The 24,745-nt window shown below is 64.0% G+C and carries 16 protein-coding genes; 9 read left to right on the forward strand and 7 right to left on the reverse strand.

Annotated elements, in window-relative coordinates; genetic code table 11:
- Window positions 1–418: 418 nt before the first annotated feature.
- The 3 genes from AQ611_RS19165 to AQ611_RS19180 all read left to right on the forward strand — a co-directional run bounded on the left by AQ611_RS19165 (window position 419) and on the right by AQ611_RS19180 (window position 3,484).
- A complete protein-coding gene (locus tag AQ611_RS19165) occupies window positions 419–1,516 on the forward strand; it encodes an NADH:flavin oxidoreductase/NADH oxidase (protein WP_069235692.1) in 1,098 nt (365 codons plus the stop codon).
- A 371-nt stretch (window positions 1,517–1,887) separates the two neighbouring features.
- Window positions 1,888–2,958 (forward strand): AI-2E family transporter, encoded by a 1,071-nt coding sequence (locus AQ611_RS19175; RefSeq protein ID WP_069235694.1) that lies wholly within the window; start codon window positions 1,888–1,890, stop codon window positions 2,956–2,958.
- Window positions 2,959–3,085: 127 nt separating this feature from the next.
- Entirely contained in the window at window positions 3,086–3,484 is a 399-nt protein-coding gene (locus AQ611_RS19180) for a hypothetical protein (RefSeq protein ID WP_069235695.1), read from the forward strand.
- A gap of 119 nt (window positions 3,485–3,603) precedes the next feature.
- Here AQ611_RS19180 and AQ611_RS19185 read toward each other — a convergent pair whose 3' ends face one another.
- Both AQ611_RS19185 and pdxR read right to left on the reverse strand, forming a co-directional pair.
- Window positions 3,604–4,398, reverse strand: coding sequence for an SDR family NAD(P)-dependent oxidoreductase (locus AQ611_RS19185; protein ID WP_069235696.1), 795 nt, complete (start codon window positions 4,396–4,398; stop codon window positions 3,604–3,606).
- A 362-nt stretch (window positions 4,399–4,760) separates the two neighbouring features.
- Window positions 4,761–6,272, reverse strand: coding sequence for a MocR-like pyridoxine biosynthesis transcription factor PdxR (gene pdxR, locus AQ611_RS19190; protein WP_069235697.1), 1,512 nt, complete (start codon window positions 6,270–6,272; stop codon window positions 4,761–4,763).
- Window positions 6,273–6,380: 108 nt separating this feature from the next.
- Between pdxR and AQ611_RS19195 the strand changes: the two genes are divergently transcribed.
- The 6 genes from AQ611_RS19195 to AQ611_RS19230 all read left to right on the forward strand — a co-directional run bounded on the left by AQ611_RS19195 (window position 6,381) and on the right by AQ611_RS19230 (window position 15,862).
- Window positions 6,381–7,082, forward strand: coding sequence for a pyridoxamine 5'-phosphate oxidase family protein (locus tag AQ611_RS19195; protein ID WP_069236401.1), 702 nt, complete (start codon window positions 6,381–6,383; stop codon window positions 7,080–7,082).
- Between the two features lie 178 nt (window positions 7,083–7,260).
- Window positions 7,261–8,844: a hypothetical protein gene (locus AQ611_RS25740; protein WP_146011724.1), complete on the forward strand. Its 1,584-nt coding sequence runs from the start codon at window positions 7,261–7,263 to the stop codon at window positions 8,842–8,844.
- A gap of 1,122 nt (window positions 8,845–9,966) precedes the next feature.
- The gene (locus tag AQ611_RS19215; protein WP_308410707.1) at window positions 9,967–12,126 is read left to right on the forward strand and encodes a TonB-dependent siderophore receptor; all 2,160 of its coding nucleotides are present in this window, start codon (window positions 9,967–9,969) and stop codon (window positions 12,124–12,126) included.
- Window positions 12,127–12,468: 342 nt separating this feature from the next.
- Window positions 12,469–13,107 (forward strand): nicotinamide riboside transporter PnuC, encoded by a 639-nt coding sequence (pnuC, locus tag AQ611_RS19220; RefSeq protein ID WP_059514600.1) that lies wholly within the window; start codon window positions 12,469–12,471, stop codon window positions 13,105–13,107.
- A gap of 31 nt (window positions 13,108–13,138) precedes the next feature.
- Window positions 13,139–14,371: a phosphotransferase enzyme family protein gene (locus AQ611_RS19225; RefSeq protein ID WP_069235700.1), complete on the forward strand. Its 1,233-nt coding sequence runs from the start codon at window positions 13,139–13,141 to the stop codon at window positions 14,369–14,371.
- A 273-nt stretch (window positions 14,372–14,644) separates the two neighbouring features.
- On the forward strand, window positions 14,645–15,862 hold the full coding sequence (locus AQ611_RS19230; protein WP_069235701.1) for an acyl-CoA dehydrogenase family protein: 1,218 nt from the start codon (window positions 14,645–14,647) through the stop codon (window positions 15,860–15,862).
- A 472-nt stretch (window positions 15,863–16,334) separates the two neighbouring features.
- Here AQ611_RS19230 and AQ611_RS25745 read toward each other — a convergent pair whose 3' ends face one another.
- The 5 genes from AQ611_RS25745 to AQ611_RS19260 form a co-directional block, all read right to left on the reverse strand.
- Window positions 16,335–18,485: a hypothetical protein gene (locus AQ611_RS25745; protein WP_146011723.1), complete on the reverse strand. Its 2,151-nt coding sequence runs from the start codon at window positions 18,483–18,485 to the stop codon at window positions 16,335–16,337.
- A gap of 503 nt (window positions 18,486–18,988) precedes the next feature.
- Window positions 18,989–20,182 (reverse strand): acyl-CoA dehydrogenase family protein, encoded by a 1,194-nt coding sequence (locus AQ611_RS19240; RefSeq protein WP_069236402.1) that lies wholly within the window; start codon window positions 20,180–20,182, stop codon window positions 18,989–18,991.
- A 286-nt stretch (window positions 20,183–20,468) separates the two neighbouring features.
- Window positions 20,469–22,052 (reverse strand): ABC transporter substrate-binding protein, encoded by a 1,584-nt coding sequence (locus AQ611_RS19250; RefSeq protein ID WP_069236403.1) that lies wholly within the window; start codon window positions 22,050–22,052, stop codon window positions 20,469–20,471.
- A gap of 214 nt (window positions 22,053–22,266) precedes the next feature.
- On the reverse strand, window positions 22,267–23,328 hold the full coding sequence (locus AQ611_RS19255; protein ID WP_069235703.1) for an ABC transporter substrate-binding protein: 1,062 nt from the start codon (window positions 23,326–23,328) through the stop codon (window positions 22,267–22,269).
- Window positions 23,329–23,378: 50 nt separating this feature from the next.
- A complete protein-coding gene (locus AQ611_RS19260) occupies window positions 23,379–24,584 on the reverse strand; it encodes an LLM class flavin-dependent oxidoreductase (RefSeq protein ID WP_059514586.1) in 1,206 nt (401 codons plus the stop codon).
- Between the last annotated feature and the right edge of the window lie 161 nt (window positions 24,585–24,745).

Below are 24,745 nucleotides of genomic sequence, written 5' to 3' on the forward strand. Positions count from 1 at the left end.
GAGAAGAGGCGAGCCGGTCGGCGGCTGGCTGCCGATCCGTTGATCGCGCCCTGGGAAAATCGTGTGCGACGCCGCTTTGGTTGGGGGGAGCGGGGAGCCGAGCCGGTCAGGCAGATCAACGTAGAAGCACGGAATCCTTACGATCAACGGCCCGCTGCTTGCCCGAAAGTCCTGCTCCTTCTATGGTTTCTAGACGACCGGTCTAATTTATCGATATCATCACGGTTCGTTACGTCGGCGTGGGGCTGCCATAGCCTGGGCATTGCGCCCGGCGTCCACGCTGGACGGCACAACGAGGGCCCCGCAAATCGTATTTTTTGATTTTTGAGACGACCGGTCTAATAGGCTCGTGTGCCATTCGTGCAACTGATCGGTAGCCGTCGCATCCACTGTAACCCGCAGCAAATAGGAGCATTACATGCCCGCATTGTTCGAACCGTTTCAACTGAAAGACATCAAGTTGCGCAACCGCATCGCCGTTCCGCCGATGTGCCAGTACGTTGCCGACGAAGGCGTCGTCAACGAGTGGCATCACGTGCACCTCGCGAGCCTTGCGCGGGGCGGCGCGGGGCTGGTGATCGCCGAGGCGACGGCGGTGTCGCCCGAAGGCCGGATCACGCCGGGATGCGCGGGCCTCTGGAACGACGCGCAGGCACAGGCGTTTGCGCGCTCGGTCGACGCGATCAAAGCCGCGGGCGCGGTGCCGGGCATTCAGTTGGCTCACGCGGGCCGTAAGGCGAGCGCGAACCGCCCGTGGGAAGGCGACGATCATATTCCCGATGGCGATCCGCGCGGCTGGCAGACGATCGCACCGTCAGCGGTGCCGTTCGGCGCACATCTGCCGAAGGTGCCGCGCGCGATGACGCTCGACGATATCGCGCGCGTCAAGGCCGATTATGTCGCGGCGGCGAAGCGTGCGCGCGACGCGGGCTTCGAATGGCTCGAGCTGCATTTCGCGCATGGCTATCTCGCGCAGAGCTTTTTCTCGGTGCATGCCAACCGCCGCGACGACGCATACGGCGGCTCGGCGGAAAATCGCGGACGCTTTCTCGTCGAGACGCTCGCGGCGGTGCGCGAGGTCTGGCCGGAGCGTCTGCCGCTGACCGCGCGTTTCGGCGTGATCGAGTACGACGGTCGTGACGACGAAACGCTTGCCGAATCGATCGAGCTGACGAAAAGTCTGAAGCGCGAAGGGCTCGACATGCTAAGCGTTTCGATTGGTTTCTCGACGCCGGAGGCGAACATTCCATGGGCGCCGGCCTTTCTCGCGCCGGTTGCGCAGCGGGTCCGTCGCGAAGCGCAGATTCCGGTCGCCTCGGCATGGGGAATCGATACGCCCGAACTCGCGGAACGTGTCGTGGCGAACGGCCAGCTCGATCTCGTCATGGTCGGGCGCGCACATCTGGCCGACCCGCATTGGCCGTATCGCGCGGCGCGCGAACTTGGCGCCGAGCGGCCGTCGTGGACGCTGCCCGCGCCTTACGCACACTGGCTCGAACGTTATCGCGTGGCCTGAGCGACTGAGCGACTGCTCGGCCGGCGGCGGGGCATACGTGTTTCGGCGCGCACGGCCGGCAAGCCGGGCAAGAGCGCAGCGCAATGCCATGGGTGGGGCGGCGGACGGCATGGCTTGCGCGCTATGCCGTCCGCGCATCACGAAAATCTCCATGATGGAAACTGCCGCGCACAAGGCTGGCGGAATTCATCCGCGATGTTGCGCGGCAGCGGAATCGGCGGCGAAGTGCCGCGGTTGCGCTGGCTGATCGATATCCCGCCATCGGCGCCGCCGACTGGCGCGACGGTTGCCCATCGCACCGGCTGGGCCGCGCGCGTCCATTAAGATGAGGGCTTCGCTGACATCGAGCCCTTCTTCTTTCAGGCATCCTCATGGTTCAAAACGCTAGCGTCGCCCCGGATTCTCCCGGCCGCCCGAGCCGGCAGTCGATCGCACTCGGTGCGTTGTATACGGCGCTCGTCGCGCTTGCGTTGTGGGTGATCCGCGATTTCATTCCCGCGATCGCATGGGCAGGCGTGGTCGCGATCGCGCTGTGGCCGGCACTGCGCCGCATCGATACGTACCGCTGGTTTCACGGCCGCACGACGCTGGTCGCGACGGCGCTGACGACGGCCGTTGCACTGCTCGTCGTCGTGCCAATCGCGGTAGGGCTTGCCGAGGCGGTCGATCAGAGCCATGAGCTGTTCGGATGGCTGCATCGCGTTCAAGAGACCGGCATTCCGGCGCCGGATGCGCTGTCGCATTTGCCGTTCGGCGCGCAGCAGGCGCGCGCCTGGTGGCAGGCGCATCTGGCCCAGCCGTTGCATCCGGCGACCGCGGTCAAGGGCGTCGACGGCGGCGCAGTGATGACGTTCGGCCGGCATTTCGGTTCGCGGCTCGCGCACGCGGCGATGCTGTTCGGCTTCATGTTGGTTACGCTGTTCGTGATCTTTCAGGCGGGGCCGCGCCTGTCGGGCGCGCTGCTGACGGGCGTGCAACGCGCATTCGGCGAGAACGGCGCCGCGCTGCTCAAGCGAATGGCCGCGGCGGTCTATGGGACGGTGACGGGGCTCGTCGTCGTCGGTTTCGGCGAAGGTGTGCTGCTCGGCATCGCCTATGCACTTGCCGGTTTGCCGCACGCGGCGCTGCTCGGGCTCGTGACGGCTATCGCGGCGATGCTGCCGTTTTGCGCGCCAGTCGTATTTTGCGGTGCGGCATTGTGGCTGTTCGCCCAAGGCGCGGTAGGCTGGGCGATCGGCCTGGCGGTATTCGGTTTCGTGGTGGCGTTCGTCGCCGAGCATTTCGTGCGGCCGGTGTTGATCGGCAGTTCCGCGCGGCTGCCGTTTCTGCTGGTGCTGTTCGGCATCCTGGGCGGCGCGGAGACGTTCGGGCTGCTCGGGCTGTTCGTCGGTCCGGCATTAATGACGGTGCTGACCGTATTGTGGGCGGAATGGGTCGATTGATCGTTGAAACGGGAGGAGTTCGCGTTGTTTTTCGGACTTCTTTTAGAAATTCAACAAAAGGCAGCCGAAACGTCGATTACGATCGGATTTTTCACTGCGCCGGCGTTGTGCCGCAGGGTTACGCAGCATGGCATTCCAGACGACGATCCGAACCGCCTCCGCCCAAGCGCTCGCTTGCCCGCTCGCCGCTGCGTTGGTGGTCAGCGGCTGTTCGTGGTTCGGCGGCGCCGAAACGTTTTCATACGCGAAGCTGCCGGTGCCCAGGGCGGCCGCGCAGCCCGGCGCGACACAGACGCAAATCGTCAAGGCCGGCGGCAATCCGGCGAGCGTGCGGATGATGCGCAACGGCGCGGGCGTTTGCTACAACTACGATCTGTACCACGGCTACGAACATCGTTCGTACTACGTCGTGTTCGACCGGCGCGGCGCGGTGGCGCGGCACGGTTTCGCGACTTGCGCGGAGGCGGACCGCAAGGCGTTGCTGCACGACAGCGGTAACGGCGGCCGCCTGGCCACGCATACTTAAGCGTAGGCGGCCCGCTCGCGGCGGGCGGCCTGCACCGCAGACGGCCGATTCGGCGCGCGGCGCAATGCCGGCCGCCGGGCCGTTCTGCCCGGCCGGCATGGCGCACGCAGCAGCCCGCGTTATGCGATCGTGTCGACGACACCGCCGTCGACACGCAGCGCGGCCCCCGTGGTTGCCGACGCCTGCGGCGAACACACATAGACGACGAGATTCGCCACCTCCTCGGCGCTGGCAGGCCGCTGGATGATCGAACTCGCGCGATGCGTGCGGACGAATTCGAGGGCGACCTGCTCGACCGTCTTGCCGGTTTCGTCGGCCGTGCTCTTCAACATCGTTTTCACGCCGTCGGACATGGTCGGGCCGGGCAGCACCGCGTTGACGGTTACGCGGGTGCCCGCCGCGAGTTTCGCAAGCCCGCGCGAGATCGAGAGCTGCGCGGTTTTCGTGAAGCCGTAGTGGATCATGTCGGCTGGAATGTTGAGCGCCGATTCCGACGAAATGAAGACGACCCGGCCCCAGTCGCGCTCGATCATCGTCTTCAGATAATGTCGCGCGAGCCGCACGCCCGACATGACGTTGACCTGGAAGAAATGTTCCCATTCGGCGTCGTCGATATCGAAGAACGGCTTCGGGCCGTAAATGCCCGCGTTGTTCACGAGGATATCGACGCTTGGCGCGGCGTCGATCACGCGTTGCGCGCCTTCGGCACTCGACAAATCGGCGGCTATGCCCTGTACGCTCGCGCCGGGCGTGGCCACGCGCAGATGCGCGAGCGCGGCTTTCACGGATTCGTCGCTGCGGCCGTTGATGATCAGGTGCGCGCCGGCACGCGCGAGTCCTTCGGCGATCGCCAGGCCGATGCCTGCGGTCGAGGCGGTGACGAGGGCGGTTTTACCGGTCAAATCGATATGCATGGGCAGACTCCGCAAATGGATCGAATGGCGCGCCGCGCGGCAGCGGGCGGGGGACGATTAGCTTAGACGAAAGCGGAAATGTTGGGTGACTGCAGGATCTGCGGGTGGGGCGGCGGGTTTCGCGGGGCCGAGTTTCGTCGCGGAACTCAAGCGGGATGCGATGCCGGCTTCGTATCCGGTCGGTGTGCACGTGCGTTGCACCGGGCGCATGCGGACATAGGCGGGCGTTGGTCGGAGGGCGGTGCGGGTGACCGCGCGCGGCAGCCGCCGGGCGCCATGCACGGTTTTTCAACGCTTGGGATGGCGCGGCGCACCGCGCCGGCACGCCGCGCTTGGCCCGTATCGGAAGGCGCGCGTTGGCATCAAGCCCGGTGCCGCGTGCGCCGCGCCTCGTCGATTGCCGCGCCGAGCCGCCGCACACATGCGTCGATCTGTTCCGTGCGCACCGCCCCGTAACCGAGCACGAAGCCGTTATAAGCGGCGCTCGCGGACTCGCCCGTCGCCGGGTCCGGCATGCAAAAGCGTGACAGCGCGCGAACTGTGATCGAGTGTGCACTTGCCGCGCGCGCGACGTCGGTGTCGGCGGCATCCGTATCGAGGCGCGCGGATAAATGCATGCCTCCCGCGCCGCCCGATACCGTCAGCACGCCGCCGAGATGGCGTATCAGTGCATCTTGCAGCGCGTCGCGGCGCTCGGCGTACAGTCGCCGCATCCGGCGCAGATGGCGCGCGAAATGGCCGGCGTCGATGAAATCGGCGAGCGCGAGCTGCTCGGCGAGGCGCCCGCGCGGTGCGAGCACGCCGACGGTCTTGCGCAACGCCGGCTCGAGTGCCGGCGGTGCGACGACGAAACCGATCCGCAACGCGGGAAACATGGTTTTGCTGAACGTGCCGAGATAAACGACGGGTGCGTCGTCGCCAAAGCTTTGCAGCGCGGCGAGCGGCGCGCCATAGTGGCGGAACTCGCTGTCGTAGTCGTCCTCGACGATCCATGCGCCTGCCGCCCGTGCGCGGCTGACGAGCGCGATGCGCCGCTCGACGCTCATTACCGCGCCGAGCGGATATTGATGCGACGGCGTGATGTAGATGAGCCGAGGCGGGCGGGTGCGCCAATGCCGCTCGGTCGGCGCGAGCCCGTCGGCGTCGACGGGAATCGGCACGAGCCGCAAATCGGCCGCTGCGAACGCGGCGCGCGCGCCGCCATAGCCGGGGTCTTCGATCCAGGCGGTGTCGCCCGCGTCCGCGAGCGTGCGCGCGCATAGATCGAGGCCGTGCTGTGTGCCATCGGTGATGAATACCTGCTGCGCGTCGCAGCCGATGCCGCGCGACACGCGCAGATATTCGGCAATCGTCTGACGCAGCCGCAAATTGCCGTCGGCGCTTGCGTACCGGAGCTGCTCGGCGCCGATGCGCCGCCATGCGCGCTCGAGCGCGCGCCGCCACGATGCGAGCGGAAATTCGTCGAGTGCGGGCATGCCGGGCAGGAACGGCAGCGGGTCGTCGTGATCGTCGAGTTCGCCGTCGGCATCCGGCAACTGCGCGATGCGGCGCGACAGCGCGGGTTTCACATGGGCCGTGCGCGCGCCAGGGGCGGGTGCGCCCAGGCCCACGCGCGCGACCATCGTGCCTTGCCTGGTCGCGACGGCGAAACCTTCGGCCGAAAGCCGCTCATAGGCATACAGCACCGAATTACGTGCGATGCGCAGCGTCTCGGCGAGCGCGCGCGACGACAACAGAAACGTGCCCGGCTCGAGTGTGCCGTTCAGGATCGCCGCGCGCAGGCACGCATACAGCCGATGCTGCTGCGATGCGCGGGCGAGCGCGTCGTTCGCGTCGTCGCGCTCGAAGTTCGACAGCAACACGCCATAGTCCATCGTGGCTCCATAATTAATTGATTGCGTGGGTCTATGAATGGTGCCATGAATTTTTTATCGTGGCGCCTGTTCATCACACATCCATCCAATCAGATAGGGACCACGCCGATGACATCACCCGCCACCGATTTGCCGGGCACCGCGCCCGCCGAAGCTTCCGCGCCGGCCGCTGCCAGCCCGCGCACCCGCGTGCGTCGCGAAGCGCATCGCGCGCATTACGACCGCGCGAGCCTCGATGCGATTCTCGACGATGCCTACGTGTGTCACGTCGCGTTTGCCGACGCATCCGGCATCCATTGCATTCCGACCGCCTGCTGGCGCGAACGCGATCATTTGTATATTCACGGCTCGAACGGCAGCCGGATGCTCAAGCTCGCGGCGACGGGCGCGCAGGTCTGCGTGACCGTGACGCATCTCGACGGCATCGTGCTTGCGCGCTCGGCATTCAATCATTCGATGAACTATCGATCGGCCGTGATCTACGGCGCATTCGAGGTGGTGCCGGATGCGCGCAAGGCGGCGGCGCTCGAGGTGTTCGTCGAGCGGATCGCGCCGGGCCGCAGCCGCGACGCGCGGCCCGGCGACGCGAACGAGCTTGCGGCGACCACCATATTGCGTATTGCGCTCGACGAGGCCGTGGCGAAGATTCGCACGGGAGGCCCGAACGACGACGAAGCGGATCTGAATCGGCCGGTATGGGCGGGCGTGCTGCCGCTGAAGGTCGCGCGCTTCGCGCCGCTCGCGGATGCGGCGCCGACCGGCACGCCCGATTATGTGCGCCGCTGGCAGGACGCGGCGCCGTTGGCCTGAACTGACGCGGCGCTCAGGCCGGTTCGTTCCATTTCGTGCGGTGCATGATGCATTTCGGAATACGTAAGCGGACGTTTGCGATTTATCGATTAGGCTGTCTCCCGATGATTTTTCCGCCTCGCGCACGGTGCGTGCGGGAAAGAAAATAGGAAGTTTTATTGGGGATTTCTAAATACCGATGATAACGAATTCGAACAGTCAATTGCGCGGCCCGCAGCGCGTATCCAACGCTCCGAGCTTGCAAGATCCGGCGCAGGCAGGCACCAGCGAGACGGTATCGACGGGAGCCGTCCAGGGGTTGAATCCGGGCGTGTCGCAACATCTGAGGCAAACCGTTTATACCGATGGAGCGACAAGTCCGCAAGCGCCGGAGCAAGCGGCGCTTCAAGGGGATCAGGTGCCGCTGCAGCGCACGAGGCGCGGCGGCTACGATCACTATCGAGTCAATCCCTCGTCGGGAGCCTTGCCGGCGTCGGTTCATCGCGTGATGGACGAAGCCGAGCAGGTTTACGATGAGGCGAGGGTCATCATCCTGCCTGGCCGTCAAGCAGTCGGGCAGGTTCAGGAGATCATCGATCAGGCCAATCGCGCAACGCATCTCGTTACAGATGTGCAGAGCGAGACCAATGAGGCTACCCGCCTAACCAATGAAGCGATGACGTTGTCTAGTCAGCGTGGCTCTTCACAGCGGATATGGCCGGCCATCCACGCTGCGCGGCACAATATCGATCTGGCTCGCGAGCATATGACGCAGGCCCGCGCTTACATGGATCAGGCCAGGGTACGGATTCAACCGGCGCGCGGTGTGGTCGATCAGGCGCTGGAGGGGCTCGCGGCTCCCGCGGAGCAGGCGCGGCACGAACAGGCGCTGACCGACATTCAGCGTGTATTGCAGGATATCGACCATGAAATCAATAACGCGCCTATCAATTGGGATCTGTCGGGCTTGCGAGCCGGTCGGCATCCCTTGCGGCAGGCGCGCGATAATTTAATCGCTCTTCAGCCCACTTTGACTGACGCGCGCGCCAGGCTCCAGGAAACCGACGACAGGCTGACGGTGTTGCAGCGGGAACTGGCCAACGCCGAGGAAGTGTTGCGCACGAACGAGCAGAATCTTCAGCGCGTTCTGCGAACGCTGGAATCCACGCAGGATCGTGGCGCGGGACCGGGGCCGGGCGGATCTGGTTCCGGCTCGGGTTCTGGCCGCATGGACGCGCCAAGCGGCGGTTCGCTGCCTAAAAAACCGCGGATCGATGCCGGCCGTCAGGAACCTAGCGCCGGGGCTGAACCGTCTTCCCGAGGCGCAGGTTCGAGCCAAAGTGATTCCGTATTGGAATCGTCTTATGGCCGACGCATTCACGGCAGTACGTCGGAAGATCCCGCGGGCGAATTTGCCGCGCCTTCGCCGTCGGGGCGGGCCGAGCAGGTGGACCATTTGCTGGACGAAGGCGTGGCCGGATTCGAGCCGGTGCAAAGACAGCGACTGAGAAGCGCGCTGCTGAGAACGCTCGATGATCAACATGGCCAGATATTGGTCGATAACATCGATTCGGCGATACAGGATGGCCGTATCCGCTTCAACCTGATGAGTAGCCTTCAGAAAAGCGGCATGAACGTGATGGACGCGGGCGATCATCACGCATGGATGAACATTGATTTTCCGAGCGGCGACGTCGAACACAATTCGGACCTGCTTCGTGGGCTGCTGCAGCAGGCGCTCGATATCAGCTCGGGCATCGAGATCGTGCCGATGTCACGATGAGGATTGCCGACAAGGCTTGCGCGACGGCGGTTATTTTTCGCGTGATGCAGTGAAGTCAGGCATGGGCGCGCCCGCCGGCGCGCCCGATAAAACCGTCGGCGAGCCGATCATGGTGGCCCGCTTGCCGGCGAGCCCGGCACGACACCTGGCGCGTGCATAATCGGTCGGCACGCTCACGATTCGTTCACGCGGCGGCCGGAGCGCGGATGGTTGCCTGACCGATCGACAAGCCGGCGTCCGCATCCGTCAAGGGCGCAACCGTCGGCGTTCGTCCGGCAGACCGGTTCATGCGCGGCTCAATCCGGAGCGGCGCGCAAGCGGACGATATGAACATGCAAGCCCGGCGCACGCTCGCGCCGGCGCGTCAAAAGCGGCCAGCCGCAGCTTGCGTCCAAGCCGAAGCCTCGGCTCTGTTCGGCCGTGACTCGCGCGATGACGGGCGTGAGCCGGCCCGACAGCAGGCGTCGATGCGATAATCCCGCCTGCGCCGGCAATCTGACGAATCCCACCTGTAAGCTACCTTCCAATCGACGTTGCATTGGCTCGGCCACGATAGGCCGCGCGCAGCGGCGTTTCCGTACCGAAAGCGGGCTCGGAGGCGCGGGACTACGCGCGGGACGATCGCGCCAACGGGGCGGTTCGAGCCGATCGTGCGCCGGCTGGCTTTGCGGCGCCCGGCGCGGCGGTCCCGACCGGGAAAGGCGGGCCGCAGTGATCTCCGGTTCGGCTCGTGGGTTCGGGGGACAGGAGCGGGCAGCGGTCTTGTCGAGCCGCGCGATCTTGCTCGATCTGGTTCGTCAGCGTCGGTCGCGGCAGGCGCGGTGCGTGCGACGCATTGTCGAGCCGCGCGAACGATTTTGGGGGGCGCAAGAGCGAGGCTGACGGTGATCGCCTGCCGCCGGCGATGTCGTGGGCCGAATCTCGGCGTGTCTCGCCGGACCGATGTCGCGTATGCCGCCAGGCAACTGGGCAGCGCGCTTTCGAACCGATGGCGGGATAGTTTGCATCTCGAATGAATGGATTTGTATATTCCGGATCAAGATGAAGAGTGGAAAGTCGTGGTCGTTACGGCGTAGGCGGAGTTGGCGGCGGTATGCGCGGCTCGGAGGTGGACTCGGCGCGATGCTGATCGCCGCACCGGCGATGGCGCAGGCAGAGGGGGGCGTTGCCGCGTCGCAAGCCGACGCGAATGCGCGCAGTCAGGTATTGCCGACGGTCGTCGTGAACGGCGAGCGTGACAATGCGTGGCGAGCGCGGCGGGCATCGGTCGCGGGCTACGATGATGCGTTGTTGCGCGATACACCCGCCTCCGTCAGCGTCGTCACGCGCGCGCAGCTCGACGACCAGCAGGCGAAGCGATTGAGCGATGTCGTCAAAAACGACGCATCGGTAAACCATGATTACGCACCGATCGGTTATTACGAGGGTTTTTCGATTCGCGGTTTCGCGATCGATCCGGCCAGCGCCTACCGGATCGATGGGCTGACGATCTCCGGCGAGCAGAACGTGCCGCTCGAAAACAAGGAGAGCGTCGAGATCCTGAAGGGGCTGGCCGGTATCGACAGTGGCGTGATCGCGCCCGGCGGCGTCGTCAACTTCGTCACCAAGCGCTCGGCGAACGTCGCGAGCGTGACAGCAGGATTCGATAACCGCGGATCGGCGTCGGCCGCGCTCGATTTGGGCAGGCGCTTCGGTGTCGACAATCAGTTCGGCATCCGGATCAATGCGGCGAAGGAGAATATGCACTCGTATGTCGACGGCGCGAACGGGCGGCGTAGCTTCGCGTCGATCGCGGCCGATTGGGACATCAGCCCGCGCGCGAGCCTGCAGCTCAATGCCGAGTTTCAGCAGTGGATTCAGCGCTCGGTGTCGGGCTATCAATTGCTCGGCGGCGCGATCGTGCCGGGCGTCGCGTCGCGCTCGAAGCTGCTCGGCGCACAGCCATGGGCGAAGCCGCTGACGACCGATGCGCTGAATCTGAACGGCCGCTTCGACTACCGGTTCGACGATGCGTGGCGCGCATATGTTGCGGTTGGCCGCAGCCGCACGATGATTGACGACAACGTCGCGTTTGCGTATGGCTGTGCGTATGTGCCGACTTGCGGCGCGGGCGGCACCTCGCCGTTTTTCTTCGGCGCGAACGGTGATTACGACGTCTATGACTTCCGCAGCCCCGGCGAGTACCGTCGCAACGATGACGCACGCGCCGTCGTGACGGGGAAGTTTTCGAGCGGCGCGATCCGGCACGAGCTGACGTTCGGCATGGGGGTGCAGCGGCGCGTGGTGCATCTGGCCGAGGCGGTGTACGACTATGTCGGCTCCGAGAACGTTTATGGGCCGGACCAGACCTTTTCGCCGTCGCCGAATCTCGCGGGGCAGTCTTATCCGCAACTCGACGCATGGCAGTACACGGCATTCGGCATCGACCGGATTTCATTCAACGATCGTTGGCAAGTGCTCGCCGGCGGCAAGCAAGTATGGTTGCGTCAGAAGAGTTGGACGAGCATCGACGGCGCGGCGTCGCGCACCGATCGCACCAAGTTCTTGCCTCAGGTGGCGCTCGTCTATAAGCCGGTCCGGGCGTTGTCGCTCTATGCGTCGTATAGCGAAGCGTTGTCGCTCGGCGAGCAGGCGCCCGTGCGCGCGAGCAACGCGTATGCGTTTTTGCCTCCTGTCGAGTCGCATCAGTACGAGCTTGGCGCGAAATACGATTGGTTGAACCGGTTGAGTTTGACGGCGGCGGTGTTCTCGATCGACAAGCCGTTCGAGTATGCGCAGCCCGATGCGTCGGACGCCGGTTATACGTTCGTACAGCGTGGCACCGAGCGTCATCAAGGTATCGAACTGGGCGCGGCCGGGCGGGTGACGCAGCGGCTGTCGGTCACCGCGAGCATGGCGGCAATTCGCGCGCGCGCGCATGGTTCGGGCACGCCCGCTTATGAAGCCCATCAGGTGATCAACGTACCGGCGCTGCGCGCGTCGCTCTACGCCGCTTACGCGATGCCCGGCGTCGCGGGGCTCGATTTGCTCGGCGGCGTGAACTACAGCGCGAGCCGCAATGCGAACGAAACGGGAACGGCGCGCGTGCCGTCGTGGTTCGTGTTCAATGTCGGCGCGCGCTACACGACGAAGCTCGGCGCTCACCGGGCAGTAGTGCGTCTGTCGATCGATAACCTGTTCAACAAGACCTACTGGCAGGACGCGGGAGAACAACAGGGCGACGCGTATCTGTTTCTCGGTGCGCCGCGCACCGCACGCGTTTCGGTCACGTATGATTTCTGATGGCGCTGCTTATCGAAACTTCACACATGAGCCGTGTGATGCCGGTACGCGAGCACATTTGTTGGTGGACCAACGCGGCGGGTTTGTATGCCGCACGCGACGCGGCGAGGGCCGATGCCGCCAAGCCCGGCGTCGAAATCGCCGTGCGAGGCCCGGCGTGCGGCGGTGTGCTGCCGCACCTTGCACGGCAGTGCTGTCGCGCTCCTGTGTGCAATGGCTCGCATCGCACGGGGTGCTACGTTATCCTGAGCAAAGCGTTCGCGCGGCGACTCGTGCATATGTGCCGGGCGCGGGCGGCCGGCGATGCGCCGGCACTCTTCCGAAACCGGAGATCGATAGGTCATGTCGATAGTTGAAATCGTCGGCGTTGCGGTCAGTGCGCTCGCGATCTGGCTCACCGCGCAGCGGCAGATGTGGTGCTGGCCAGTCGGGCTCGTGTCGGTCGCGCTGTACGGGTGGATTTTCTTTGATGCGAAGCTGTATTCCGACATGCTGCTGCAGGGCGCGTTTGCGGCGCTGCAGATCTATGGCTGGCGCCGCTGGCTGGCACAGCGCGGCAGTGAGGGCGCTGGCGATGGCAGTGCCGCGGGGCACGGCGACGTTGCACCTGCCGCCGACGTCGGAATCGCGAAACTGGCGCCCGGCATGCTCGCGGCGATCGTCGGCAGCGTTGCGCTCGGCGCCGCGATGGCGCACTGGACCGACGCTGCGCTGCCGTTCGTCGATGCGTCGCTGACTGCGTTCAGTCTGGTCGCGCAATATTGGACCGCGCGCCGCTATATCGCGTCGTGGGTGTTGTGGATCGCCGTCGACATTGTCTACGTCGGGATGTTCGTGTTCAAAGCGCTTTATCCGACGGCGGGCCTGTATGCGCTGTTCGTGGTCCTTGCCGTGATCGGCTGGCGTGACTGGCGTCGCGCGCTTGCGCGCCATGCCGACGCCGGTTCGCGCGCGCATTCGCATTGCGCCCGCCATTCGTGACGCTCAGCCGGATTATCGAGGAAATCAGTTCATGTCGATTCCATCCACGCGCGCCGGGCATCGTTCGCGCAACACCGGCGATGCGGCCGCTCATGACGTCACGCCGCCGCAATTCGGCGTGTATGGCGAGCAGGCCGAGCGTGACTGGCCGTTGATCACGCACGACGAGGTGTCGGCCGTGCTCGCGAACTATCCCAAGCTCGGGCCGCTTGCGGCGCTGTCGTGGCACAGCCCGCGGCCGTTCTCGGCGGCCGTGCTGGCAACGACGGCCCACGGCGGCGAGTGGTTCGTCAAACGCCATCACGTGAGCATCCGCGACGTCGCGGGGCTTGAAGAGGAGCATCGATTCATCGCGCATCTGCGCAGCCGGGGCGTACCGGTTGTCGACGTGCTGCTGGCGCGCGACGGCGCGAGCGCGATCACCGTGGGCGACTGGACCTACGAAGTGCATGCGGCCGCGCCGGGCATCGACGTCTATCGCGGCGTGATGTCATGGAAGCCTTTCGCGCATCCGTCGCATGCGTATGAGGCCGGTCGCGCGCTGGCCCGGCTGCATCGGGCGGCGTCGGACTACGCCGCACCCGCGCGCCCCATCCGGCCGCTGTTGTCGAGCTTCCGGGCACTGGCTTCGGCGGATCTGATGGGCGCGCTCGATCAGTGGGTGGCCGCGCAGCCGACGCTGGTTCGCGCGCTCGCCGCATACGATTGGCGCAGCGATATCGCGCGAACGATCGGGCCGTTCCATGCCCGCCTCGTGCCGCTATTGCCGGCGTTGCGCTCGTTGTGGACGCATGGCGACTGGCATGCGTCGAATCTGCTCTGGACCGATGGCGCGCCCGGTGCGCAGGTGCGCACGGTGCTCGACTTCGGATTGTCGGACCGGACCTGCGCGGTGTACGACATCGCGCTCGCGATCGAACGCAATACGATCGACTGGCTCGCTCCGGACGATGCCCGCTGTGTGGAGCGCGCGCAGATCGATGCGCTGCTCGACGGATACGAATCGCTCGCGCCGCTCACGGACGACGAATATGCGGCGCTCGTCGCGTTGCTGCCGATCGTGCATGTCGAATTCGCGTTGTCCGAGGTTGCGTATTACGACGGCATTCTGAATTCGCCGCAAACGGCTGCCGAGGCCGCTTACGATGGCTATCTGCTTGGGCATGCGCGCTGGTTCGGCGCCCGCGACGGCATGCGCTTGCTCGAGTGGCTGCGTGATCGCCCACGTGGGTCGGCCGGTACGGACAATGCGACGGCACGATGAGCGGACGGTTCGGCGAATCGCAACACGCGGCGGCAACGGCGGCGCACGCTATTTGGTTGACGCGGATGCGCCGGCGCGGCGGCCCGCCAGGCGCCAATCACCGCCGCTCGGCATGCCTGTCGATTGACCGCCGCCAATCTCTTGCATCGCATAACGAAAGCTGAAAATCATGGTTCGAGCGCGACGCGTGCGTTTCTATACTATCGGTCCCATCATTGGCGCGCTTGCGGTTCCTACGCAAGCGCGCCGCATTCAACGACAAGGATTCCACGCATGAATGCCCCTCACGTCGCCGTTGCGGACAACCGGCTGCAGGCGGCGCTCGACGCATTGCCCACGCTTGCGAAAGCGATCGGTGCGGATGCGGCGGCGCGCGAAGCGAGAAGGGAACTGCCGTATGACGGCTTCGCACTGTTTCGCCGCTCCGAGCTGGGGCAATTGCGCATTCCGGCGGAATGGGGCGGGCTCGGCGGATCGCTCGAAGATCTGTTTCAGGTGATTACGGCGCTTGCCGCCGAAGATTCGAATCTCGCGCACGCACTGCGCATTCATTACGACGTGACCGAAACGCTGCGCCTGTCGCCGCGCACGCCATTCAACGATGTGCAGACTCGGCGCGTGCTCGCGGGCGCGATTTTCGGCGGCGCCTCGACCGAGCGCGGCACGGCCAGGCCGGGCGAAAACACCGCTCGGTTGCGGCGCGACGGCGAGCATTTTCGTGCCACGGGCAAGAAATACTACGCGACCGGCACGGCATTTTCCGACTATGCGCGTATCAACGTCCAGGACGAGCAAGGCACTGACGTCGCGATCGTGATTCCAGTCGATCGGGAAGGCGTGCAACTGCTCGACGACTGGGACGGAATGGGGCAGCGGATGACCGCAAGCGGCAGCCTGCTGCTCGACGAGGTGCTGGTTCGCGCCGACGAGTTCGTCGAGCGTGACGGCTCGACGCTGATCGGCCGGCATACCGGCGCGTTGCGGCAACTGCATCTCGTGGCGACGGCCGCGGGTATCGTGCGCAACGTCGTCGCCGATGCGCGCCGCTATGTGACCGAGCACGGCCGGCCGGTGCTGCACAGTCCGGCGCCGTCGGCGCGCGAAGATCATTTCATTCAGCAGGTGATCGGCGAGCTGTCCGCGCACAGCCATGCGATCGATGCGTTGGTGCGTGACAATGCCCGCGCGCTCGACCGCTCGTCGGACGCGATCCGTGCGAACGCCGCCGATGCCGATGCGCTCGTGCTCGATAGCGCACTGGCAACCGCGCGCACGCAACTCGTCGTCGGCAAGCTGGCGTTATACGCGGCCGAGCGGATGTTCGAGGCGGGCGGCGCGTCGGCGACGTCGCGCGTGCACAACTTCGATCGCCACTGGCGCAATCTGCGGACGATCTTCAGCCACAACCCGCTGCTGCACAAGGCGCGCGTGGTGGGTGATTACGAATTGAATGGCGTGACGACGCATTTGAATGAAGGGCGCGTGTTTTGATTCGATAGTCGCAGGCGGCGCTGCCGGAACAAAACGCCACGCTTAGCCTTCTCTCTTCGTAAGCCAATTGCTCTTGATTGATCGTGAGCGTTTCTCCGGCGGAGTTGCGGACCTCGGCTGGCGAGTCCGGCCAATCTCCGTCGGATATAACCACGGGCGGAGGTTATGGAATTTTTTTCGAGATTTGGAATTGCATTTAAATTAGAGAAAAATATTTTAAATGAAACTTGGGTTGTTCGATTTTCTCTGTAGAATGAATCGCTGCCTGCAACGAGCGATTGCCAGTTTTTTATGCGATTCTGGGCCGTGGTTTCGATTTCATGTCGCATGTTGCATGGAAAATTCAATTGAATATTAAATGGTGACGTGTCTTCTGCAATGCATCTGTATTGGAATCAACGGCATCCTGATTGACTCGGTCATCGTTATCGAATACCCATTGGGGAAATCCTGAGGAGATCCCCGAAGCGGATCAGCCTTGCCCTGGCGCCAAGGGTGATTTCGTTTGAGTGACATCAAGGTTTCTGTAATATCCACCGTAGGGTTGGAAATTTTGCAATTGACCATTGGGGCCGCGGGCCATCGGCATTTGCGAAGGTTGATCTTTGGAATAGGTTTCATAATAATGATAAAACTTTCCAAGATTTCGCAATGCGGTGTCTGCCGCTGAGTCGAACTTGGCATTTTTGAATGCTGCCGCGACAAGAGAGTAACTCAGCGGGTCTTTTTTATTGACATACGCATCCGCCAAATCTCTCATGATCTGAACCGATGCCCTCGTGTTGTTAATCGTAAACGGAGATGGCAAGGGATTCGATTCGCTCAGCACGTAATTCAGAGTATCCCTGGCTTTTTGGCCAATTGAAATATCATCATCTACCGTGTTTTCGCCTATCTTGAATATTCCTTTCAGGGAATTGATGATAGGCGCTTCTTCCGGCCCCATGGTAACCATGCCTAATGCATCCTCGAAGAAGTTAACGGCGGCCTCTTTCCATTTTCCTTGCGTAGCGTAGTCAATGGCAGAGGTGAACGGAACCGAATTCTTAACCACGTCGGAAGTCATCTTTGTCCAGAATTCCTTGGGCGTCATTTCCCTGTAAGGTTCCCGGTATTGCTCCACGTTGGCGTCCAAGGACTGGCGGACGTAGGATTTCAAATCGCCTGCCGAGACTTGCTGGTATACGGGTGAATTGCCTTTGGTATCGCCATTGGGAGTTCCGCTGAGAAAAAATTGGCTTTCGGGGGCACCGGTGGCAGGATTGGAAAAGAAGGAGGGGTCTGGTCCGGGCTTGCTTATTCGGCGAATGGCTCCGTTTGATAGGGAAAGTTGATAGTGAGCGCCCGAATATTGAATATTTGCAAGATAATTTCGATCGCTGGAATCAAGTTTTCCATCTTTGAGATGTTTTTTGAATATTTCCGTGGCGCCGTCCGGTACATAATTATGCCCAACTGTCATGTCCAGGCCGACCGGCGTGCCGCTTTGTGGGTCGATAACCCAGGCCACCTGCATGGGCAATTGTTTTTCACCGTCGCTGGCCTTGCCGTCGAGAATGTTTTTTAGCAAGCCGTCGGTGGGAAGTTGCTGGGCTGAATCCCGAAATAGACTCATCATCGAATCGACCATTTTAGTTTTTTCTTTAGTGAAGTCATCATCATAAGCTTTATTTGCCTTGCCAATTTTACTCATGGGATCGATCGCACCATGTCCGCTTATTAAGTTTGCAAGTATTTTCCCCGGATTCCATGTGCTTGCATTGTCAAGCCAATATTTGGCATAGTCGGAGTCAGTCCATTTTGAAGGGTCGCCATAGCCATCCTTTATCGAGATATTTCTTCTCGACTCGATGGCCGTATTGGGACTGGCCAATGTTTGCGCACTTTGATAGGCGTTATTTGAAGAAGGTGGGGCTTTCGTGTCAAGCATGTACTGATTTGAATTGCCCTGAATCGGCTCGATATGCTGATTTTGATATTGTCCCCGTGTTACAGGTGACGTCGAGCCGTCCGCCTGCTGCACGGGAAGCGGATCGTATTTTAGACCTTGCATTCCGGTCTGTAGATAGAGCCCGATGTCTCGGCTTGCCCCGTTCCGGATGGCTGGTTGATTGTCTCCCAGATTCGCCCGTGTCTGAGCGCGCTGCTCGATCGCGGTTCGAGGTGTGGGGGCGGTTATCGAATATTTATTCAATTCTTCGTCGGCTGTCGAAATGGCCTGTTGTGGCGTAACGGATATCACTTTAGTGGAGGAAATATTCGAATTTTTGTTTGGGCTGACTCCGCCGGCGTTTTGGGGGGTCGATGGGTTTGGCTGACTTGAAATTTCCGTGGAGGATTTTATTTGACGATTCAACGCCGTTGACGAAATGTTTTTGTTTTTTGTAATTTGATTGAAAGTGGCCGTACTAGGGGCGCCACTGGCAAAGCTGCCCGGCTTGCCGGTGACCGGTGCTGAAGTACTTCGCTTCAGATTGTTTGTCATTTCATTCTTCAAACCCTGTGTTGCCTGGTTCGATCCATTTTTAACGGCGTTGAGATTTCGATTGTTCTGGTGGTTCGATTGATTGGCGGTGTTTGCCGTATTATTTGCATGGCTGGTGGGATTTGTTTTGGGCGACATACTGAGTTCCTCAAAAAATATAGGCTTCTTTTGAAGTAATGTGTGAAATCGAATTCAAAAAAAGAAACCCCGGTGTTCGACGTGCCAATCCGCATGGTCAATTTATGTCGCTATCGTTGAAACTTCATTCAATACGCGAAATCCGGCGCACGTGGTACGAAAAATTGAAAAAGGTCATGTAAGTCTGGCGAACGTCATTTTCACGATGCCTGAATTGTGAATGGAGTATTTGGCATCAATCGAGGAGGGATGTGGGGATTTTGAATGGACAAACAGAAACACGGCTCAATCGAGTTCAGATATCCGTCAGGGCAAAAACGGACTTGGCCGTGAAGTTGTATTTGACCGAGGGAACGCGGAGATCAGAAGGGATTGGCGATGGCTACGGGCGGATTCGCCGCGCTCAATCGGTGCGATCGTTTGCGGCGGCGAACGGTAGGTTGTATGTCGGTGCCGAAGGAAGGACGGGCAATCAACGCAGGTGGCGAGGCCGGCCCCGTGCATCACCCGCCAAACGCACTCAACGCCGCACGCCCGGCCTGACTGCGCAGCAACGCATTCGACGGCGCATGAATGCCGCCGCACAGCACGTTGCGGTGATGCCGTTCGAGCGGATTGCGCCGCGCGAGACCGTGATTGCCCGCCAATTCGAGCGCGAGATCGACGGCGCGCGTCGCATTGTCGATCGCGGTTTGCTTGACGACGGCGGCGAGCGACGATGGCGCGTCGCCGGCGTCGAAGTGCCGCGCATGGCTGTCGAGCAGCCATGCGTTGACGGCGAGCAGCGTCTCGATGCGCCCGACGTGTTCCTGCACGCTCGGCAGGCTCGCGAGCGGCGCGCCGCCGAGCGCGCTCGGGCGGCGCTCGTTGAGAAAACCGATGAGCCAATCGCGCGCGGCGCGCGCGACACCGTCGTACACCGTGCTCACCAGGCTGAAGTACCACGCGGTGGCGTGCGGATCGCGTTGCAGGCCGAGCCGCGCGGGCCGCAAGCCGACGACGTCGTCGAGCGGAACCGCTACGTCGGCAAGAATCACGTCGTGGCTCACGCTTGCGCGCATGCCGATCGGGTCCCAGGTTTCGACGATTCGCACGCCGCCCGCATCGCGCGGTACCAGAAAATGCCCGAGACGCGGCTCGGGCTCATCGGTTCGCGCGAGCACGCTGATCCACGACAGCAGCGGCCCGCCCGTCACGTAAAGCTTGCGTCCGGACAACCGCCACGTATCGCCGTTGCGGCGCGCGACGGTATCCGGCAAACCGCCGTGCGACGGCGAACCGAGTTCCGGCTCGACCTGGGCGGCGTTGACGAGCGCGCGGCCATCGCCCGATTGGCGTGCGAGACGGCGCGCGAGCGCGATGGGCCAATCGCCGTTGCCGGACTGCGCAGACTGCGTGATCGCCGCGTGCTGGCAATAATGCATAGACAGAATCAGCGCGACCGACGGATCGCCGTATGCGATCGCGCCGATCACTGCGCGCGCGGCGGCGAGGCCCGCGCCATCGCCGCCGTATTCGCGATCGACGGTCAGGCGCAGCAGACCGGCTGCCTGCAGCGCATCGAATTGCGCGGCGGGCGGCTCGCCCGTCGCGTCGTGATGGGCCGCGGCTTCGGCGAATTGAGCGGCGAGCTGTCGCGCACGCGCGAGCGGTGCGGGATCGGCCGCGGGATTCGGCAGAGGCGGGGTCGAACTCATCGTGGCTTCCTTGTCGAACGAAGAGGTGTTGTGCGCGGGCACGGTGCGCGCAGTGGAAAAGCCGGCGGCGTCGCGGTGGCGGCGTGCCGGGCCGTGGCGGCAATCGCAAGGGTGACCGCAACGGCTGGGGTAACGGCGACGCCAGGGGCGATTGCGATCGCCGCGGCCGCGGCAGCCGCAACCGCAACCGCAGCGGCAGCGGCAGCGGCAACGGCAACGGCAACGGCAACGGCAACGGCAACGGCAACAACACCGCCGCCAAGCCGCCCCGCCTGGGGCGCGGCGTTCATCGCTGCAGCCACAGCTCGGCGAAGCTCGCGCCGACGCCGTCCGGCGACACCGTGTGGCCATGAACCGCGCGCGACGACACGGTCACATACTGCGGCGCGACGAGATTGATATCGGGCAGATCGCGCTCGACGATGCGTTGAATGCGGGCGAACGTCGCCTTGCGTTCGCGTTCGTCGGTTTGCTCGGCGGCCTGCGCGAACAGGCGGTCGACTTCGGGGTTGCGGTAGTGCGAGCCGTTCGTGAACGGCACGCCGGGCCGGAAACCGTCCGTCGTATATAGACGCGCGACACCGACGAGCGGATCGAACAGATTGCTCATGCCGTTGATGCTGAAATCGAAATCGCGATCGGTGTAGACGCGCTTCAGGTACGCGGGCAGATCCTGCGTGCGCACCGTCACCGCGATGCCGGCGCGCGCGAGCGCCGATTTCACGTAGGCGGCGGTGCGCGCCGGAATGTCGCCGATCGGCAGCGCATCGGCGACGAGCGCGAAGCGCGTGCCGTCGGCCTTGCGCGGATAGCCGGCCTCGTCGAGCAGCGCGTTCGCGCGGGCCAGGTCGAACGGATACGGATTCGGCGCCGGATCGTAATAGCGGTTGCCCGGAATGATCGGGCTGACGATCGGCGTCGCGTAGCCGTAATAGATCACCTTGCGGATCACTTCGCGATCGAGCGCCGAAGCGATCGCCTGCCGTACCTTCAAATTGCGCAGCACCGGATGATCGAGATTGAACTCGATGCGCGCGACGCCCGCTTGGAATTCGTAGCCGCGCGTATCGAGCGCGAGCTTCGGATTCGCCTTTAGCCGCGCGAGTTCGGACAGCGGAACGGGCGTGTCGCCGGCGAGATCGGCCGAGCCGCTTTCGAGCGCGGCCACGCGTGCGGCCGGATCGTCGATGATCTTGACGAACAGGCGGTCGAGCCACGGCTTGCCTCTGTCCCAGTAATCGTCGTTGCGTGCGTACTCGATATAGTTGCCGCGCACCCATTTGACGAAGCGGAACGGACCGGTGCCGATGGGCGCGTTGTTGGCAGGATGAGTCAGCGGATCGCGGCCGTCGTACACGTGTTTCGGCAGGATCGGCGTTTCGGTCGCGGAAAACGCGTTGATCAGATACGGCGCAGGCTTCGACAGCGTCAGCACGACGGTGTACGGATCGGGCGTCGCCACGCTTGCCAGGTTCGCGAATGTGGTTTTCGCGCGCGGGTGGTAGCGGCGCAGCGTGGCGAGCGAATAGGCGACGTCCGCGGCCGTCAGCGGCTGGCCGTCGTGCCATTTGACGCCGCGCCGCAGGTGGAACACGTAGCGGCGCGCGCCGTCGCTCACTTCCCACGACGTCGCGAGCGACGGCTTCGGCTTCAGGTCGAAGCCGTAGTCGAGCAGCCCTTCGATGACTTTCGGGCTCACTTTCAGCACGTTGACCGCGGTGGTCGCGAAATCGACGAGCGTGGTGGGTTCGGGCGTCACGATGAAGTTCAGCGTGCCGCCGCGCGTTTGTGCGAGCGACGGGCCGTGCGGCGCGACGATCGCGGCCGCGGCGACGCACAGCGTGCCGGCCGCTCGCTTGGCCGCGCGCATGGCGCGGGGTAGGCGCGGGCCGCGCCGCGCGGCTCGCGTAAGCGCGATGAGCGGCATGGCGAAAACGGGCGCGGCGCACGATAAGCGCCACCGCAACGCTGGCAGCGGCGAAGCGGCTGCGATAACCGGACTGGACGGAATGGCGGAGCTGGCCGGATCGATTGCATTGATCGATCCGGCCGCCGCGCGCATGAGGCGGACGATGCGCACGGCGTTACGCGGCCGCGTATTGCGCATGCGCGCGCCGTGCGTGCGCGGCGGCGAGCGGCGCGGGATCGATCCAGCTTGCGAAATCGAAGTCCGCCGCAATGAATCCCCATTGATGAAGGAACGATTTGAAGTCCTCGAGCGCGGCGAGCGCGTGCGGATCGAGTCCGATCGCAAGCTGCCGATGCAGGTGGGGTCCATACGCGCGCCGGACCCAGTGCTCGGCGCTGCGCGTTTCGCGTGCGACATAGCCGACGGCGTCGTCCGGATGCGCACGCGCCCAGTCGTCGACGTCGAGCGTGCGCGCGAGCACGCGCTCGACGAGATCGGGGCGCTCGTCGAGCAGGCGCGCATCCACCGTCAGCGGGCGCGGCGTGCCGTTGTTCGCGTGTTTGCGCCGATCGCGTTGCGCGCTGATGTCGACCAGCACGGTCGCGCCGAGCAGATTGACGATGTCCAGGCCGGGCGCACCCTTGACGAATACCACGTCTGCGTCGCCGCGCAGCAGCGCCTGTACTTCGCGCGAATATTCGTGCGGCCGCTGCGCGGCAAGCCATTGCGCGAGCGGCGCGTTGGCGGGCGGCGCGGCGTCGGCGAGATTGAGCGGCGAATGCGGCAGATCGACGAGCGTGACCGCTTCGAGCGGCACGTCGAGCGCGTCGAGCAGCGACGAAAATCCGCGCAGCGCGGTTGCGCGATGAAAATCGACGATGCCGGGCCGCGTGTTCAGCGGCAGCCCGAACCGTGCGCGGCCGAGCGCGGCGGGCGTCGGCTCGAGTGCGGGATCGAGCGTGATGAGCGCCTGGAATTCGTCGACCCAATTGAGCGCGATCACGCGCGTATCGCTGCCTTGCGCGCGCGCCCACAGCGCGGGGATATTGCCGCCTTGCCGGAACGACCACGGCTGGCTGTGCGTGAAGTGCGAGCGGCGGATGGCCGGATCGTCCGCATCCTGAAGCGCGCGGATGTCGAGGCCGTCCGGTGCGAATTCGTCGTGCAACCAGCCTTTTTGGATGGCGATGCCGAATGGTGTCGGCGCGGGGCAACGGGTGTACCAGAGCAGGTTCATGGTGTGGTCGGATCGAAAATAAGCATGAAGGAAAGACGAACGCAACGCGCTCAGCGGCGCAGGCCCGCTTCGCGCAACAGCGGCAGCACGCGCTGGCCGAAGAAATCGAGGTCCGGCTTGAAATCGAAGAAGCTCAGCTGGATGCCGTCGATGCCGGCGCGGTGCAGCCGCACGATCGCATCGGCGACTTCGTCCGGCGAGCCGACGATCGTGATATTGCCGCCGAGCGCGCGCGCCGCCGCCTGCGTGCGCTGCGCGAGGCCGCCGCGCCATGCGTGCGCGTCGCTATCGAAGCGGTGGAAGCTGCCTTCGTCCGCGTGCGCGACGATCGCATCGCGGTACGCGCGCGCTTCGGCGGCGGTGTCGCGGCAGATCACCATCGGGTTGATCAGCGTGCGGATCGTGCGCCCGTGCGCGGCGGCGGCAGCCTTCACGCGCGCGGTGTGCGCGGGCAGCGCGGCGAGCGCGGGTTCGATGTCGGGGCCCGCCGGGCTCGTGACGAACACGATGTCCGAATAGCGCGCGGCGAACGCGATGCCCGCGTCGGAGCCGGTGGCGTTGATCAGCAACGGGCGGCCGTAGCGCGGCTTCGGCGTGACGAATGCGCCGCCGAGCCGCCAGCTCGACAGTTCGGGCGTGAACGTGAAGTTGTCCGGCTGCGCCCACAGCTGTTGAACTGCGTCGACGAATTCGGCGGCGAGCCGGTAACGCGTATCGTGCTCGATGCGCGGCCAGCCGAACATTTCATGTTCGACTGCACGGTGCCCGGTGACGATGTTGATGCCCCAGCGTCCGTTCGAGATGTGATCGAGCGTCGCGGTGAACTTCGCGAAATGCAGCGGATGCCACGGCCCGTACAGCACGTGGCTCGTCGCAACGAGGATGATGCGTTCGGTGCGCGCGGTGAGTGCGGCGAGCGTCATGAACGAATCGAGCGCGTCGCCGTTGAACACGCCGCCGTATCCGCCCTTCGGCAGCCACTGCGACAGCGCGAACACGAGATCGAAGCCGAGCGCCTGCGCGGTAAGCACGAGGTCCGCGTTGTAGTCGAACGACCAATCGGTCGTGCGCGGCAGCGTCGACGCGCTCCAGCCGCCCGCCTGGATCGGCAGAAACAGGCCGAGCATCAGCGGCTGCGCGAACGCGCGCGCGACGGGGCTGTCCGGAAAATCGGCCGGCGCGCGCACGTCGACGAAAGGTGTCGGCGCGACGGGCGGCACGGGGAATTCGGTTTCGACGAATGGTGCGTGACTCACGGCGGGTTTCCAGGATGGGCGTTACGCGTCGGTGATGCGTCGGTGCAACGGTTCAACGGTGAGCGAAGCGCCGCGCGCCGTGACTTGACGACGGCGGGCGGCGATCCGGTTTCGATCGCGAGAGTTAAGCATGCGGGTGCGGTGTATCGCAAAGAACGATT

Source organism: Burkholderia singularis, from assembly GCF_001718875.1.
GTDB classification, from domain to species: domain Bacteria; phylum Pseudomonadota; class Gammaproteobacteria; order Burkholderiales; family Burkholderiaceae; genus Burkholderia; species Burkholderia singularis.

Excerpts from the sequence above, each read along its gene's own strand:
- AQ611_RS19165 (WP_069235692.1), top strand. The coding sequence starts at position 419 with ATGCCCGCATTGTTCGAACCGTTTCAACTGAAAGACATCAAGTTGCGC.
- AQ611_RS19175 (WP_069235694.1), top strand. The coding sequence starts at position 1,888 with ATGGTTCAAAACGCTAGCGTCGCCCCGGATTCTCCCGGCCGCCCGAGC.
- AQ611_RS19180 (WP_069235695.1), top strand. The coding sequence starts at position 3,086 with ATGGCATTCCAGACGACGATCCGAACCGCCTCCGCCCAAGCGCTCGCT.
- AQ611_RS19185 (WP_069235696.1), bottom strand. The coding sequence starts at position 4,398 with ATGCATATCGATTTGACCGGTAAAACCGCCCTCGTCACCGCCTCGACC.
- pdxR (WP_069235697.1), bottom strand. The coding sequence starts at position 6,272 with ATGGACTATGGCGTGTTGCTGTCGAACTTCGAGCGCGACGACGCGAAC.
- AQ611_RS19195 (WP_069236401.1), top strand. The coding sequence starts at position 6,381 with ATGACATCACCCGCCACCGATTTGCCGGGCACCGCGCCCGCCGAAGCT.
- AQ611_RS25740 (WP_146011724.1), top strand. The coding sequence starts at position 7,261 with ATGATAACGAATTCGAACAGTCAATTGCGCGGCCCGCAGCGCGTATCC.
- AQ611_RS19215 (WP_308410707.1), top strand. The coding sequence starts at position 9,967 with ATGCTGATCGCCGCACCGGCGATGGCGCAGGCAGAGGGGGGCGTTGCC.
- pnuC (WP_059514600.1), top strand. The coding sequence starts at position 12,469 with ATGTCGATAGTTGAAATCGTCGGCGTTGCGGTCAGTGCGCTCGCGATC.
- AQ611_RS19225 (WP_069235700.1), top strand. The coding sequence starts at position 13,139 with ATGTCGATTCCATCCACGCGCGCCGGGCATCGTTCGCGCAACACCGGC.
- AQ611_RS19230 (WP_069235701.1), top strand. The coding sequence starts at position 14,645 with ATGAATGCCCCTCACGTCGCCGTTGCGGACAACCGGCTGCAGGCGGCG.
- AQ611_RS25745 (WP_146011723.1), bottom strand. The coding sequence starts at position 18,485 with ATGTCGCCCAAAACAAATCCCACCAGCCATGCAAATAATACGGCAAAC.
- AQ611_RS19240 (WP_069236402.1), bottom strand. The coding sequence starts at position 20,182 with ATGAGTTCGACCCCGCCTCTGCCGAATCCCGCGGCCGATCCCGCACCG.
- AQ611_RS19250 (WP_069236403.1), bottom strand. The coding sequence starts at position 22,052 with ATGCGCGCGGCCAAGCGAGCGGCCGGCACGCTGTGCGTCGCCGCGGCC.
- AQ611_RS19255 (WP_069235703.1), bottom strand. The coding sequence starts at position 23,328 with ATGAACCTGCTCTGGTACACCCGTTGCCCCGCGCCGACACCATTCGGC.